The organism is Lewinellaceae bacterium (genome assembly GCA_020636135.1).
Classification (GTDB): domain Bacteria; phylum Bacteroidota; class Bacteroidia; order Chitinophagales; family Saprospiraceae; genus JAGQXC01.
The window spans coordinates 25,529-41,314 of sequence record JACJYK010000001.1 but is presented as its reverse complement, the minus strand read 5'-3'; the positions used below and the strand labels follow the sequence as shown (position 1 = coordinate 41,314).

Genomic DNA, 15,786 nt, shown 5'->3' with positions numbered 1-15,786 from the left:
CCGGATTTGGTGTCGGTGGGCTTTTATCGATTGATAACCTTTTAACGTAGTTAAGCGACTGTTTCTTCGATTTCTTCAGTCTGAAATGCATAGGAGGCCAGCGAAGATTCCTGGTCAACAGTTTCAATACGGAATCCTCTGCGCCGGAACATATGCAGCATGATCGTGTTCGCATTCAATACATTGGCGTAAACCTCCCGGATGCCGCGCTGTTTGGCAATATCCATGATCCGGTCTGCCAATTCGTTGCCAAGACCCAAACCTTGCCAGGGATCACCCACGACAATCGCAAATTCAGCGCGATCATTATTGGCATCGGAAACCAACCGCACCACACCGGCAATCTTTTGATCCTTGCCTTCCTCACCCAGGACTGCTACCAGTGCAATTTCCCGGTCATAGTCAATTTGGGTAAACCGGGTCAACAGATCGTGGCTCACATCCGGTATGTACCCGAAGAACCGGTAATACTGGCTCTGTTTGGACATGTGCTTAAAGAGTTCCCGTTCCATCAGCTCATCTTCTGGTACGATGGGACGGATATTAAACACTTTCCCATCACGCGATTTGTACTCGTACACCAATTCCTTGGGATACGGAGATATCACCAGGTGTGCGTACGGATTCTTCGGATCAAATTTGTAGTCTTTATCCAGAACGATCTTGGCATCCAGTACGACACCGCCATGCTCATCAACGGCAAACGGGTTGATGTCTACTTCCTTGATTTCCGGGAAGTCGATCAGCATGTAGGCAAATTTGTACAGGACAAACTGGATGGCATTGATATCCACCGCCGGCATACCGCGAAATCCCTTGAGCAACTCATAGATCTTCGTGTCTTCAATCAACCGTTGAGCCAATGCCATATTCAGCGGGGGTAAACCTACATTGATGTCTTTGAACACCTCCACGGCAACACCACCCATACCGAAGACGACTACCGGTCCGAACAAGGGGTCTTTTTTAGAACCGATGATCAGTTCGTAACGTTTATGAACCATCTGCTCTACCAGTACCCCTTCAATGTCAGCGTCTGGAAAGGCACGTTTGGCACCTTCCATAATCTCATTGTAAGCACGCTGTACATCCTGCTTATTCTTGATATTCAGCTGTACTCCCCCGATATTCGTTTTGTGCAGAATATCCGGCGATACAATTTTCATGACAACGGGAAACCCGATCGACTCGGCAGTTTTCACGGCTTCCGCTTCCGTTTTGGCCACTTTGGATTTTGTGATGGGTATCTGGTAGCGCTCCAGGAATGTCTTTGCTTCTCGCTCCGTCAGGGCACTCCGGCCTGATTTGAGGACTTCCTTGACCAGCTTCTTATTGGATGCGGTATCCGGTGTAAACCGGTCGGGTATAGACTTCGGCGTTTCGTACAATTCCTCGATGTTACGGGTATAACTGTACATGTTCATGAAAGTATTGACCGCATCCTCCGGTATCCGGAAGTTAGGGATATGACCGGCCTCCAGAATTTCGCGGCCTTCCGCTACATCCCTCTCTCCCATCCAGGATGCCAGGACAGTCTTCTTCGTCTTCTTCGCCACTTCCACGATCCGGTCTGCGATCTCATCCGCCTTGGTCATGGCTTGCGGGGTAAGAATGACCAATGCACCGTCGACATCCTTATCCTGCAGGCATACTTCCAGAGCCCTCCCGTATTGTTCAGCACCGGCATCTCCCAGTACATCCACCGGGTTGCGATGACTCCAGGCTGCCGGAAGTACTGAATTAAGCTGTTCGATGGAATGATCAGCCAGTTCTGCAAGCTGTCCTCCAAGCTGAATCAGGTGGTCGGTAGCAAGCACTCCGGGACCACCGGCATTGGTCACAATGGCTAATTTTTTGCCACCCGGACGAGGTTGCATGGACAGGGTCTGGGCTGCATTAAACAACTCCTGGATGGTATTCACTGAGATGATCCCGGCCCGTTTGAAGGCAGCAGCAAACGATTGATCGTTGCCGGCTAATGTACCTGTATGGCTCAAGGCAACTTTTGCTCCGGCAGAGCTCTTTCCGGCTTTGAGGACAATGATCGGCTTTGTCCGCGCAAAAGCACGGGCTGCACTCATGAATTTACGCGCGTGCGTCAGCGACTCCATGTATATGACGATGCTGTTCGTATGCGGATCACGGCCAAAATAGTCGATCAGATCATGAAATCCCACATCAACCATCGACCCGATCGATACAAAGTGGCTAAATCCCACATTTTGCTCCACTGACCAGTCCAGGATAGCCGTGCATAAGGCACCACTCTGGCTGATGAATGCAATCTTACCGGGCAGTGCCATTTTATTGGCAAAGCTGGCATTCAGGTGCAGGGAAGGCTTGATGAAGCCCAGGCAGTTGGGTCCGATGATGCGAATATTGTATTTCCGTGCGATAGCCAGAATATTGTCTACCATCTTCTTGCCGTTGTCACCCACTTCGAGAAATCCGGCAGAGATGATGACGATTCCTTTCACACCTGCCTGGCCACATTCTTCCACCAACCCGGGTACCGAAGCAGCAGGTGTGGCGATGATCGCCAGGTCGATCTGATCCCTGGTTTCCTTGATACTGGCATAGCTACGTACACCATAGACCGACTTATGCTTGAAATTGATGGGGTAGACGGTGCCCAAATATCCTGACCCGATCAAATTTTTGATCAGGGCGTGGCCGACACTGCCGGGCGTATTGGATGCTCCAATGACAGCAATGGCCTTAGGATTGAAAATTCCTTCCATGTTGAGTAATGCAGTTTGATTTCGGCGCAAAAGTACGGCACGTTCAGCACAGGATCAAGTAATTTAGGTCATGAGATGGCCTGATCTGTACTTTTAAAACTCTACGTGTAATTACTTTGATTCCTGGGTCATCCGGTCTTCGCTATACAGTCCGAAGTTCCCGGCAAAGGATACGAGCCCTCATGGAATCATTTATTCCATCACCTGGTATATGACCACCAGATCTCCCTTGTTCTTTAACTTGGCTTCACCAATTCGCTCGCAATGGAAGGACTCCTTAATTTTTTCATAGGACTGCTCGCTGATGATGATCTGACCCTGGCTGGCTGCGGACTGCAGTCGCTGTGCCGTATTGACAGCGTCACCGATGACCGTATAGTCCAGTCGCCGCAGGCTGGCAGATCCGATATTACCCGATACCATTTCCCCGGCATTGACCCCAATGGATACATGGGGTTTAAAGTTCATTTCTGTCGCCTCAATGGGTAATTTTTCGATTTTATCCCGAACAGCAAGAGAGGCGTCAATAGCTCGATCCAGGTGATACTCACCCTTGAATACGGCCATCACCGCATCGCCAATAAATTTGTCAATGAGCCCACCTTGGGCAAGGATTTCTTTAACGATTATGTCAAAATAGCTATTTAGTAATTTGACAACACGGTCGGGAGACTCGTGTTCGCTGATCGATGTAAAGCTACAGATGTCAATAAATACCACCGCCGCCTCCACTGTTTCATTGGCCAGCAGTGATTTTTCATACTCCTTGGTACCCATAAAATTGAGTACCGTCTCGTCCACGTACATTTTAAGGATATTGTTCTCCTTGATGGCGCGCATGGTTTCTTTTAATTGTTCGACATGCCGGATCGTCTTTTCAATGGTCACTTCCAGATCCTGGAAATTGACGGGCTTCGTAACAAAATCGAAGGCACCCAAATTCATCGCAGTGCGTATGTTTTCCATATCACCATAAGCTGAAACAATAACCGATTTTAACAAGCTGTGTTTTTCAGCCAGTTTGGACAGCAAGGTGAGGCCATCCATTTCAGGCATGTTGATGTCGCTTAGAACAAGATCAATATCTTCGTGTACTTCCAATTGAGCCAGGGCTTGCAGGCCATTCATGGCAAACACGAAATCATAGGCATTTTCCCGTATTTTTTTGCGGAATTTCTGTTTGATCAAAACTTCCAGATCCGCTTCATCGTCGACCACTAATATCTTAACCATATTCAGATTTCCTTTAGTTTTTCCTTTAGGATACTAAAATCCAATGGCTTGGTCAAAAAATCATCAGCTCCTAATTGCATTGCTGTATTGTAATTCTCCTCATCTCCATAGGCTGTAATCATCATTACCACCGGTGGTGGTGCACTGTATTGTTGTTTGATTTGCCTCAATAATTCAAGACCACTTATTCCTGGCATATTGATATCGGACAGGATAAGGACTGCTTCGTGTCCGTGTTCATTCATATAAGTTAACGCTTCTTCACCAGAAAATGCAAATACAAATTGGAAATCACCATTGCGAATTTCCTTACGAAATCGCTGTTCGAATAAAACCTGAACATCACGTTCATCATCAACTACCAGGACTTTCATGATTAACTAATTTTTGTTTTTGGGAATTATAAATGTAAATGTGGTACCCTGACCAACCTGACTATTCACTTCGATCTGCCCTCTGTGTGCCTTAATAATATCATGGCTGATGGAAAGACCAAGACCTGTACCCTGCCCAGCCGGTTTTGTGGTATAAAATGGTTGAAAAATTTTATCTTTTATCTCATCCGTCATTCCGGATCCATTATCGATCACCTGCACTCTGATCACTTCTCCCATATCCTTGGTTCTTACTTCCACAAAGGGAACGTAATGGTCCTCTCCAAGTTGTACCCGCTCTGCGATCGCATGGAAGGCATTGGTGATCAGATTCAAAACAACACGACCAACATCCTGTTTAACGGCATTGATAGAAGGAAGGGATTCGTCAAGTTTCATGGTCATTCGGACTTGAAACGACTTGTCTTTAGCTCGCATGCCGTGATAAGCCAGCCGGAAATATTCGTCAATTAACTGGTTGAGGTCAAATACTTCCGCCACCCCGGTACTTTTACGGGAATGTTGCAACATGGATTTAACAATATTCTCTGCACGCCTGCCATGATGCTTAATCTTTTCTTCATTTTCGGCAATATCTTTTACCACCAATTTAACCTCATCCCAATCCTGTTGGTTTATTAACTCGATTAATTCTGATACCAGCTCCTGATTGATTTCCGAAAAATTGTTGACAAAATTCAATGGATTCTGAATTTCATGCGCTATCCCTGCAGTTAACTCACCAAGCGCTGCCATTTTTTCCGAATGGACAAGCTGATTCTGCGTATTTTTTAACTCGTCCAAAGAATTACGGAGAGCCTGGTTTACATCTTCGACGGCTTTACTTTTTCGCTGGAGTTCTTCGATTGTTTCTTCAAGCAATACTGCAGTCGTTTGTTTTACCTTTTCAGTACGATCCAGCTTGAACTCCAGAATTTCAACATCTTTTTGCAATTTTTTTAACAGGCTCAGCATCTCCTCTTTTTGGGCGGGATCCACCTCTTCAAGGCTTTGGAATTGTTTTAATAATGAAGTAAGATTTGAATTCATCGGTGTTTCAATGCCTTAATCAGGATTTGATGAACGCCAGTTTTGTATTGTACCAGACAGAATGGTGGTTTATCAGGACGACGAGCTTCATTCGGTCAGGCTTCTGAGATAAGTGATGCTGAGAGGCACCTGTTCAAGGACCTCGCTGCTTTCATCCTCAATGAAATAATGCACCACACCAATACGTTTGGCTTCTTTCATGATTCCGGGCATGTCCAATTCACCGGTACCGATTACAACATTGTTTTCTTCTGAAGTACCACCGGACAAATCTTTTACGGTGCCCTTTTTCATGTCTTTGAGGTGGAGCAACTTCCAGCGGTCACCATATTTTTGCATCAAGGCTACCGGATCACCGCCACCAAACTGAACCCAGAATATGTCCATCTCAAAAGAGACGTACTGAGGATCGGTATTCTGAATGATGTAATCCAGTAGCGTTCCATTTTCATACGGTTGAAATTCATAACCATGCGCATGATAGCAAAGCGTCAACCCATTATCGTGCAAAACTTTACCGGATGCATTAAACACCTCCACTGCTTTTTGGGCATCAGCCAGTGTAAAATCACCATTGTGAGGCACCCAGGCACACATGACAAACTTTGATCCAAGAGCTTTGGCTTTCTGAACGACAGCCATGGGGTCTTTTTCCAGTTCTCCAAAGTCCGCTCCGGTGGCAGGAATGCTGATACCCCGCTCATCACACATCTTTTTGAATTCCGCCGGTGCAATCTGGCCGCCATCCCCTTCTACCTCGGTCAAACCCAGTTCTTTGATACGGTCCAGGGTTCCGGCCATGTCGGTTGGATAATAGTTGCGATAGGAATACATTTGAATTCCCAGCGGTCCGGTGAACAGTGGGGAAGCAGATGTCGCCTCCTCCGTTGATTCCTGTTGGTTGGCTGAAGGATTGCAGGCCAATAAAGTCAGAAATACAAACAATATGCCTGACCCTTTTTTCATAATAATTGACATTTTACTTAATTGTTTAAATCGGTTATACTTCATTTATCCAGGTTATAAGATAGCTATTTTTCAATGCGCAATGCCCCCACTCCTGCCTGCCACAACTTCTGATTAAACGCTGGAATATCTTTTTCAAGCAATTCATTTCCCTGTGATTTCAGTGTCATCCATTGCATATCCAGTTCGTGCATACGATCGCGATCCGGCTGTGTCACCACCGGAATATCGCTTTCTGTATGATTTAGTACAAAAAGATAGTTAGCCGTGAATTTATTCTCAAAGTTATCTACATCGTCGTACGCCTTGGATTTACGTTGCACCATTGCTTCATCCCAGGTTTTTATTTTTTGAATCAGTGCTTTGCCTTCCTCTTTAAGCGCACCTTGCGCTGCGCCGTCCGGTATGTCGCCCAAAGCTGTCGAGAGCTGATTCTGAAGGCTATGCAGGTTGTTGATCATGTTATGCATGTCCGTGACCTGGCCTTCCATATAATTCATCACACTGTCGTAAGTCACATACGTTGCCTGATCAGTCGGGTATTTTGGGTTTTTCAGTATGGTAAAATCAGACTTGTATTCCTTCCCTTTAACATTTAAAACCACTTCGTACGACCCAGGAATAACCTTGTGACCAGCATAACTGGACTCAATATAAACGTCCTTTACACCAGGCATTGTTGGATACCGCATGTTCCAGACAAAACGGTTCAATCCTTTATTGGCTGAAGGGGAAGGATCTGGCCTGGGCCCGCCATCCCATGGTTTGAACCCTTTAGCATTAGATGAATACGCATGGATCGTTTTACCATTTTTGTCTTTAAATTCCAGCGAAACATCCAGTGAATCCGCTGGTAGCTGATAATAGACTACTACCCCATTAGCCGGATTGATACCTTCCAGGTTGTCCAGGCCGGTAAAGTCTTCTGAAGTTTGATTTAAAGGACTGTAACCATTGGTTAAGTAGGCATCCCTTGGGTGAAACACCATGGTCTGATCTGCACGGTCCTGATATTGTTCAAACAGGGTAATGTCATCCAGGATCCAAAACGAACGACCCATCGTGGCAGCGATCAGGTCCCCGTGACTGATCTTCAGATCGGTGATCGGAGTGACCGGTAAATTTAACTGGAGTGGCTTCCAATCTTTACCTCCATTCCAGGAAATGTAAATCCCCGTTTCGGTACCGGCATACAATAGATCCTTCCGTACCGGGTCTTCCCTCACCACCCGGGTATAAGCACCGTAAGGAATACCACTGCTGATGTTGGTCCAGGACTTACCGTAATTGGTTGTTTTATAAAGGCCCGGCGTGTGGTCATTTAATTTATAGCGCGTAGTGGCAATGTAAGCCGTAGCAGGATCGTGAGGCGAGACCTCAATGGCATTGATCAGGCATTCCTTCAATCCCTCCGGTGTCACATTTTGCCAATGCGCACAGCCATCACGGGTCAGGTAAACCATGCCATCGTCACTACCGGTGTAGATGACACCAGCTTCTTTCGGAGATTCCATGATGTAGCTCAGCGTCCCGTAATTTTCAGCACCTACCGCTTCATTGGTATAAGGTGCCCCTCCCTTGCCTTGCTTTTCCTTTTCATTGCGGGTCAGATCAGGTGATGCTTCGTCCCAGGTTTTGCCAAAATCCCTGGTCCTTAACACCATTTGGGCTCCGTGGTAAAATGTATTTGGCTCATGTTGAGACCAGATAATCGGTGCATTCCAGTTAAACCGGTATTTCATATCCTTCGTCTCCCTGCCCAGATACTGGATGGGAGCAGCCATGATGTTGGTACCGGCGCCGGCATCCGGATAGATCACTTCAATGCTGCCGAGGTAGCTACCACCCATTACGGCTTTGGGGTCATCCGGATCGAATGCCAGGAAGGCAGATTCGCCGCCGGCGGAATAACTCCAGACGCGCTGATTGATGCCATCCCAGCCAAAATTCCGGCTGGCTATTTTGACGCTGGTATTATCCTGCTGTCCACCGTAAATATTGTACGGAAATAAATTGTCGGTGTTGATGCGATAAAATTGGGCGGTTGGCATATTATCCTGGGTAGACCAGGAGGCTCCGCGATTGAAGGAGATGGCAGCTCCTCCATCGTTGGAGATGACCATGTTTTTGGGATTGTCTGGGTTGATCCACAGGTCGTGGAAGTCACCGTGTGTTCCTCCGAGCGTTTCCCAGGTCTTTCCTCCATCGATGGACCGCAACGCCGGAGCGCTCATCACATAAACGGTGTATTCATCCTGTGGGTCCGGAAACACCTCGATGTAATACCAGGCCCGCTGGGTCAGCCGGTGGTCATCACTGACCCGGGACCAGCTTTTACCTGCATTCGTCGAAACAAAAAGTCCTCCGTTTTTATCGTCTCCGGTATCGCTTTCCACTACGGCATACACCCGGTCGGAATTGGCCGGACTCACGGCAACAGCCATTTTACCCAATGCTTTGGGTAACCCTTCCTGGATTTTCTCCCAGTGGGCTCCACCATCGGTTGATTTATATAGTCCATCACCTGATCCACCGGAAATCACCTGCCAGGGCAGCCGTTCATGCTCCCACATGGCCGCATACAGCACCTCCGGATTATGGGCATCCATGGACAACTCGACACAGCCGGTTTGATCGTTGACAAACAGGACATTGGTCCAGGTTTTTCCACCATCGGTGGATTTGAAGACGCCTCGTTCTTTATTGCTACCATGCAACTGACCCTGAGCAGCCACATAAACGATGTCCGGATTGGTAGGATGGATCCGCACCCGGGCAATGTGCTCGGTTTTCTCCAGTCCCAGGTGCTGCCAGGTCTTACCGGCATCAATTGATTTATAGACGCCGTCACCGTAAGAGGTCATCACCCCGCGGACCGCATGCTCACCCATACCGACATAGACGATATTAGGATTGCTTGGTGCTACCGCCACTGCACCGACGGATGCTGTCTTAAAATAACCATCGCTGATGTTTTGCCATAACTGCCCGGCATCTTCCGTCTTCCAGAGACCTCCCCCGGTGGTGCCCATATAATAGGTAAGTGGATCGCCGGGTACTCCACAGGAACCGTTGGAGCGCCCACCCCTGAAGGGTCCTATGCAGCGCCATTTTACCGTTTTAAAATAGGTCTCGAGGCTGGATTTTCCATCTTTACTATCCATCGTCTGGGCACCGCCTAAAGCAGCGATTCCCACCAGCAGGTAAGCTGTCAACATCTTTTTCATAGGAAAGCAAAATTTCACTTGATCAAAGAAGTTGTAAAATACGGTTTCTGTTGATCCCTTTCATCCCTGAGATCAACATCAATGGAGAAAACCTCAGTCTATTTAGCATTTATGCGCTAATCCTATGGATCTCCATCCATGGTGAAGTTTACTACCAGTACGGTGCAACTGAATGTTTCGTGACTACGCCACTTGGAACCTGAATCTTAATTTGGCTTGAAGCGCATTGCTTCTCATTCCTATTGGGTAGATTACTTTTTATGCTGGCTTTAAGCCTGAGAGCCAGAGGCTCGACACATCCCATTGCCAGGGATTTTAATCCCTGAAGGAAATCTTGTTTACCATCAAGTGCCGTAGGCACGACCCATTTTGATCCCTTTTAAAATTCACCGGATTAACACTGATATCCCGATCCCATGAATCTCCATCCATGGTGAAGTTTACTACCAGTACGGGGCAAATGAATGTTTCGTGGCTACGCCACTTGGAGCCTGAATCTAAATAGGGCTTGAAGCGCATTGCTTCTCATCCGTATAGGTAGGTTTCTTTTAATACTGGCATAAGCCAGAGCCAGAGGCTCGACACATCTCATTGCCAGGGATTTTAATCCCTGGAGGTAATCTTGTTTACCATCAAGTGCTGTAGGCACGACCCATTTTGATCCCTGTTAAAATTCACCGGATTAACACTGATATCCCGATCCTATGGATCTCCATCCATGGTGAGCCTGCCACATCCGTGCGGGGCAACTGAATGTTTCGTGACTACGCCACTTGTAGCCTGAACCTTAATAGGGCTTGAAGAGCATTGTTTCTCATCCGTATTGGGTAGGATTCTTTTAATACTGGCATAAGCCTGAGAGCCAGCGGCTCGACACATCTCATTGCCAGGGATTTTAATCCCTGGAGGTAATCTTGTTTACCATCAAGTGCTGTTGGCACGACACATTTTGATCCCTGTTAAAATTCACCGGATTAACACTGATATCCCGATCCCATGGATCTCCATCCATGGTGAAGTTTACTACCAGTACGGGGCAAATGAATGTTTCGTGGCTACCCCATTTGTAGCCTGAATCTTAATAGGGCTTGAAGCGCATTGCTTCTCATCCGTATTGGGTAGGATTCTTTTAATACTGGCATAAGCCAGAGCCAGAGGCTCGACACATCTCATTGCCAGGGATTTTAATCCCTGGAGGTAATCTTGTTTACCATCAAGTGCTGTAGGCACGACACATTTATTCTGACCTACTTCAGCTTCTCCTTAAAGAATGCGATGGTCCTTTCCCAGGCAAGTTTGGCAGCTGCTTCATCGTAGCGTGGGGTGGTGTCGTTGTGAAAACCGTGATTGGTATCCGGATAAATATACACCTGGTATTCCTTGTCATTCGCCTTAAGGGCTGCCTCATAGGCTGGCCACCCGGCATTGACGCGCTCATCCAGGCCAGCATACTGCAACAGCAACGGAGCTTGGATGGCAGGGACATCTTCTGCAGCTGGCTGTCCGCCATAAAATGGTACTGCAGCTTTTAGTTCCGGGATCCGAACGGCCATCATATTGACAATCCAACCTCCAAAACAAAAACCAACGGCTCCAACATTGCCATCACATTCCGGATGATCATGGAGATAATTGAAGGCGGCAATGAAGTCCTCAAGCATCTCATTGCGGTCCCTTTTTTGTTGCAAGGTCCTCCCCTCGTCATCCGTCCCCGGATAACCACCCAACGGATACAAGGCATCGGGTGCCAGCGAAATAAATCCTGCTGCAGCAGCACGTCGGCCCACATCGGCGATATGCGGATTCAATCCCCGGTTTTCATGCACGACGACAATACCGGGCAATGGATGTTCGTGGTCCGCCGGACGTGATAGCTGGCCACTCATTTCTCCTGCTCCCTTCGGAGAGTTGTAGATGATGGTTTCTGTTTTCAGTCGTGGATCATCCGCCGCCACCTGCACTTTGTCCCGGTAGTTGGGCATGATGTAATCCAGGAGCATGGGCAAAGTCAGTCCTCCTACCGCATAGGTGGAGAGTTTATCGACAAATTCCCTGCGACCCAGCAGATTATGTGCATACTGGTCGTACAGGTCAAAGACCTCCTGATTGATGTCTTCTTTCTTTATTTCTTTCATAGCAACAGTCAATTGGTTTAATCCAAATTAAGTCATTTCAAGGAAAAATGCCAATCCATCCGGGATCCCTATCCTTTGGCTAAAATACCTCCGTCGATCACATAACACGATCCGGTGATCCAACTGGCATCATCGGAAGCCAGAAAGAGTGCCAGACGGGCGATGTCTTCGGGCTGACCCAGCCGCTGCATGATGGTGTTCTTGCCAGCATCGGCTACAGCTTGCACAGGATCCGGAAAAGCAACTGCGGAAGCATGGATCAAAGGAGTATCCACTGGTCCCGGACAGATACTGTTTACCCGTACCCCCGGGCCATAATCCACAGCTGCCTGACGTGCCAGAGCAACCAGGGCGGCTTTCGATGCGCAGTAGGCCGGGTGATTGGGAAATGACTTAAAGGCGGCGATCGAGCCGTTGATCACCACGCTGGCCCGTTCTCGTTTTAATAATTCCGGGAGAGCAGCTTTCAACAGATAAAATACTGCGTCCACATTGGTCCGGAAGGTCCTGTGCCAGGTATCAATGTCCAGATCCGTGATGGAACCTAATCCCAGTTCTCCGGCATGACAGACCAATCCATCCAGCTGCCCATATGAACTGATTGCATGTACGACCAACCTCCGGTTGACGTCCATTTCCCCGACATCACCAGGTATAAAGTGGACCTCTGCAGCCTTCTCCTGAATTTCATGAACCAGGGATTCCCCTCTGTCGATATCCCGGCCACTAAGGATGAGATTTGCCCCTTCCCGGGCAAACAGCAGCGCAGTCGCTTTTCCCATACCACTGGTGGCGCCGGTAATGATGAACGTTTTATTTTTAAGCTTCAATAAATGCTTATTGGTTTTTTTCCTTTAAGGCCACCCAACTGCAGGTCGTAGAATGCATTTTGTTTTTACCGGAATTGTCTTTTCCATATTCACCATAGGTGAAGAATCCAGCCATAGGAGCCTGCCAGATCTCATGAAGTCCGTCATTTTCCTGCGAGGCCATCGGACCCAGGGCGCTGAGTCTTCCCATACAGGAAAATACCAGTAAGGCATCAGCCTGGACTCCGACAGCTTCCTGCATGTTTTGTGCTTGATTAATAACCGATTCAACGATATCAAAATCCGGTGGCAAGGTAAATTGAAAGGTTCCACCCTCGGGGATGGGATAATCCATGGAGATGGCATTTTTTTCCCGATCTACAAACATAGGTGTCCTTAATACCGGATCAACGTCGTCAAGACACAGAAATGGATGGAATAAAGAGATATTTTCCACGAATACATTAGTCTCTTCATCCTTCTGATCCAGCGACTCACCCAGATAACGCAAGTACATGTCCAGGGCCGGCTGGTCATCAATGGTATAGAGCCATCCATCTTCGCATTTGGTCACCGTTCGTATCCTGCCCAACGGTTTCCATCCGGAGATGGCCACTCCATACAGATCAATTTTGCTTTTATCAAGAACCAGTAATGCAAAACCTTCATCAGTCGATTGTTCCCCGGTAAACACCAAGGAAGGAATAAGCTCACCATCCGCTCCAGCCATACCTCCGAAAATGTCCGTTTGTCCTTCATGACAATCTTCCAGCGTATGCACAAACTGGGCACCATCAAACAGTTCTCCCCTGGCGTTAAGGCAGGTCGTAACCGCGATATAAGCCGGGTCTTTAAATCTGGACAACGCAACATTTGCTGCTTGTTGGACCACCTCTGTGAGTTCTTTCCCTGCCGTTTCCCGAAATAAAATGGTATAATCTTCCCTGGGAATGTCCACAAGCATGATTACCACCTCCCCCTCACTCTGATGACCTTCAATAAATTCACCGGAAGAAGTAGCCCCGACGACATCCATACCTTTTTCCTTCAGCAGCTGGATAATTGCATCCCGGTCCTGTTTAATGGAGATAAATATGATGGCGAGCGAAGGCGCGAATCCGTCCGACAGGGTTTGACTTAGTGCTTCCCTGATTTCTGTTTCGGAGTTTCCCCGAATGGTTTTTGCGGTCATGGATTAAATCTGGTTTCGGTGTAAAGGTATTGTTGTCCCTGTATTAATCAATTGGTTGGACATTTTCGTGGATCAAATGCTTAGTTTTCTTTTAAGGCCACCCAACTGACGGTTGTACCATGAAACGTAGGTAATCCATTTTTCGCCCGGCCATATTCCCCAAATGTGAAAAAACCAATCGACGGTATTTCCCAAACATCGGTCAGGCCTTTGATTTCGTCATTGATGAATGGACCAAGGGTATTCAGCCTGCCAATACAGGAAAAAATGATCAGGGCGTCCGCTTCGTTCAGACTCTGCTCTTTAAGTTGACGGGCAGTATTTACTACCGCATCCACAACGTCAAGGTCTGGTGGCAATGAAAATTTGACTTTTGCTCCTTTTTGGACTGGTCCGGCGGCCAGCATGAAAGAACCTTCCTCTTCATTAAAAAACAAAGGAGGTATGATGCGTGCGGTCCCATCATCGCCCTGGATTTGAACCGGATAGATGGAACCGATCTTATTGTAAAGATCAATTTCATCCGTGAAGTCTATTTCCACACCCATGTACTTAAGTAACATACCTAGAGCTGGTTTGTGGTCAAGCGTTTTAATCCAGTTGCCTTCGCATGCAGTGATGGTTTTTTCAGTACCCATCGGCTTCCAGCCGGAAATAGCCTCTCCTTCCATGCGAATCTTATCCTGATCCAGGATTAACGCCAATATGCCTTTGTCACTGCGCCTGGTATTATTGAACAGGAATCCTCCCTGCATACTATCCGAAGAGGAGTTTCCTCCTACGATGTTCACTTCAATCCCACAGGCATCAACCAAGCCATGGATGATCTCTTCTGCCCGGATCGAGGTAGAGGATCCGGAGATGATAAATCCGGGATTCGTAAATGTAGCTAATCCGGATTCACCAATTCCGCGAGCCACCTCAGCCGTATTCGTATCATCCACATCTTCCATTTCCAGCTTAAAATAAGCGGCAGGCATATCCAGCAAGAGCATGGCTGTAGAACCTATTTCATACTGTTCGCCAATAAATTCGCCGTTCGAGCTGGTGCCAAACAGGGCAATTTTGTTTTCATTCAGTAATTCCTGAATTAATTGCCAATCCTCTTTCAATGAGGTAAAAACAATAGCCAGTGTCGGACGAAATCCATCCAGCATGCTCTCATTGAATAATCTCTTTGTTTCCTGATAGGATCTACCTTGAATGGATTTAGCTTTCATAGGCTTTACGTATCGTTTTGAATTAATTTTTCTGCTGACGAAACAACCATTCCAGCATCATGGGATCGCGATAGGCTTCAATCCAGGAGAAATGTCCTACTTCCGGGTACTGGGTATAACCTGGCCTGGCGCCTGCATCGGTCAATGCCTTCAGCATCGCCTGCGACAACCCGACATTGACAGACGGATCATCCGCCCCGTGAAAAATCCAGATTGGAACATTAACTATCGAAGCGGCTTTGGAAGGATCACCTCCTCCACAAACCGGTACCGCAGCGGCAAAGAGTTCCGGATGACGGGTAAGTGCATCAAAGGTGCCAAATCCACCCATGGATAATCCGGTGATATAAATGCGGTTGGTATCCACCGGCATGGTTTGGATCATCTTCTGAATCAGGCCCAGAAGCAATCGCATGGGTTGCGAAGGTTCCGGATTAAGCTGCATGGTGCTCCGGTCAAAATTAGACCAGGTCACACCTTTGGGACATTGTGGCGCGATAACCACTGCCGGATGCAGCATCATGTTATCATCCGTAGCAAACTGCATCACCCCCCACTGGAGTTGCGCTTCGTTATCATTGCCGCGTTCTCCGGAGCCATGTAAAAATATGACCAGGGGGTATTTTCGGTGCGGGTTCGCATCCGGGTATAAAAGTCGGTATGGGAGGGTATCCCCCTGATCGATAAACATTTGTTTACTAAAGCGTTGGGTGGTTTGAGTTGTTGCATGCGGCAATAGGAAAATAAATAAAATGTATGCCATCAGCATGCGGATGACTAGATTTTTCATATGATTTTGGTTTAGACTTTAAGCTAATGAAAATTATTAAAATCTTCCT

Annotated in this window: 11 protein-coding genes; all 11 read right to left on the bottom strand. The window is 47.4% G+C overall.

Annotated features, from left to right (window positions below; all coding sequences use genetic code 11):
* Window positions 1-50: 50 nt before the first annotated feature.
* Entirely contained in the window at window positions 51-2,741 is a 2,691-nt protein-coding gene (locus H6570_00115; GenBank protein MCB9317654.1) for a bifunctional acetate--CoA ligase family protein/GNAT family N-acetyltransferase, read from the bottom strand.
* A 192-nt stretch (window positions 2,742-2,933) separates the two neighbouring features.
* On the bottom strand, window positions 2,934-3,974 hold the full coding sequence (locus tag H6570_00110; protein ID MCB9317653.1) for a response regulator: 1,041 nt from the start codon (window positions 3,972-3,974) through the stop codon (window positions 2,934-2,936).
* 2 nt (window positions 3,975-3,976) lie between these two features.
* Entirely contained in the window at window positions 3,977-4,348 is a 372-nt protein-coding gene (locus H6570_00105; protein MCB9317652.1) for a response regulator, read from the bottom strand.
* 6 nt (window positions 4,349-4,354) lie between these two features.
* Window positions 4,355-5,398 carry a two-component sensor histidine kinase gene (locus tag H6570_00100; GenBank protein MCB9317651.1) on the bottom strand — a complete coding sequence of 348 codons (1,044 nt, stop codon included), beginning with the start codon at window positions 5,396-5,398 and terminating at the stop codon, window positions 4,355-4,357.
* Between the two features lie 87 nt (window positions 5,399-5,485).
* Window positions 5,486-6,364 carry a sugar phosphate isomerase/epimerase gene (locus H6570_00095; protein ID MCB9317650.1) on the bottom strand — a complete coding sequence of 293 codons (879 nt, stop codon included), beginning with the start codon at window positions 6,362-6,364 and terminating at the stop codon, window positions 5,486-5,488.
* Window positions 6,365-6,429: 65 nt separating this feature from the next.
* Window positions 6,430-9,591, bottom strand: a complete 3,162-nt coding sequence (locus H6570_00090; GenBank protein MCB9317649.1) for a glycosyl hydrolase — start codon at window positions 9,589-9,591, stop codon at window positions 6,430-6,432.
* 1,247 nt (window positions 9,592-10,838) lie between these two features.
* Window positions 10,839-11,726, bottom strand: coding sequence for a dienelactone hydrolase family protein (locus tag H6570_00085; GenBank protein MCB9317648.1), 888 nt, complete (start codon window positions 11,724-11,726; stop codon window positions 10,839-10,841).
* A 68-nt stretch (window positions 11,727-11,794) separates the two neighbouring features.
* Window positions 11,795-12,556, bottom strand: coding sequence for an SDR family oxidoreductase (locus tag H6570_00080; GenBank protein MCB9317647.1), 762 nt, complete (start codon window positions 12,554-12,556; stop codon window positions 11,795-11,797).
* A 7-nt stretch (window positions 12,557-12,563) separates the two neighbouring features.
* Window positions 12,564-13,727, bottom strand: coding sequence for an FIST C-terminal domain-containing protein (locus H6570_00075; GenBank protein MCB9317646.1), 1,164 nt, complete (start codon window positions 13,725-13,727; stop codon window positions 12,564-12,566).
* Between the two features lie 80 nt (window positions 13,728-13,807).
* A complete protein-coding gene (locus H6570_00070) occupies window positions 13,808-14,947 on the bottom strand; it encodes an FIST C-terminal domain-containing protein (protein MCB9317645.1) in 1,140 nt (379 codons plus the stop codon).
* 22 nt (window positions 14,948-14,969) lie between these two features.
* Window positions 14,970-15,737 (bottom strand): prolyl oligopeptidase family serine peptidase, encoded by a 768-nt coding sequence (locus H6570_00065; protein ID MCB9317644.1) that lies wholly within the window; start codon window positions 15,735-15,737, stop codon window positions 14,970-14,972.
* Window positions 15,738-15,786: the final 49 nt, after the last annotated feature.

Bases quoted from the DNA above. Each gene is read 5' to 3' on its own strand.
- H6570_00065 (MCB9317644.1), bottom strand. From the start codon at position 15,737: ATGAAAAATCTAGTCATCCGCATGCTGATGGCATACATTTTATTTATT.
- H6570_00085 (MCB9317648.1), bottom strand. From the start codon at position 11,726: ATGAAAGAAATAAAGAAAGAAGACATCAATCAGGAGGTCTTTGACCTG.
- H6570_00075 (MCB9317646.1), bottom strand. From the start codon at position 13,727: ATGACCGCAAAAACCATTCGGGGAAACTCCGAAACAGAAATCAGGGAA.
- H6570_00095 (MCB9317650.1), bottom strand. From the start codon at position 6,364: ATGAAAAAAGGGTCAGGCATATTGTTTGTATTTCTGACTTTATTGGCC.
- H6570_00105 (MCB9317652.1), bottom strand. From the start codon at position 4,348: ATGAAAGTCCTGGTAGTTGATGATGAACGTGATGTTCAGGTTTTATTC.
- H6570_00100 (MCB9317651.1), bottom strand. From the start codon at position 5,398: ATGAATTCAAATCTTACTTCATTATTAAAACAATTCCAAAGCCTTGAA.
- H6570_00070 (MCB9317645.1), bottom strand. From the start codon at position 14,947: ATGAAAGCTAAATCCATTCAAGGTAGATCCTATCAGGAAACAAAGAGA.
- H6570_00110 (MCB9317653.1), bottom strand. From the start codon at position 3,974: ATGGTTAAGATATTAGTGGTCGACGATGAAGCGGATCTGGAAGTTTTG.
- H6570_00115 (MCB9317654.1), bottom strand. From the start codon at position 2,741: ATGGAAGGAATTTTCAATCCTAAGGCCATTGCTGTCATTGGAGCATCC.
- H6570_00090 (MCB9317649.1), bottom strand. From the start codon at position 9,591: ATGAAAAAGATGTTGACAGCTTACCTGCTGGTGGGAATCGCTGCTTTA.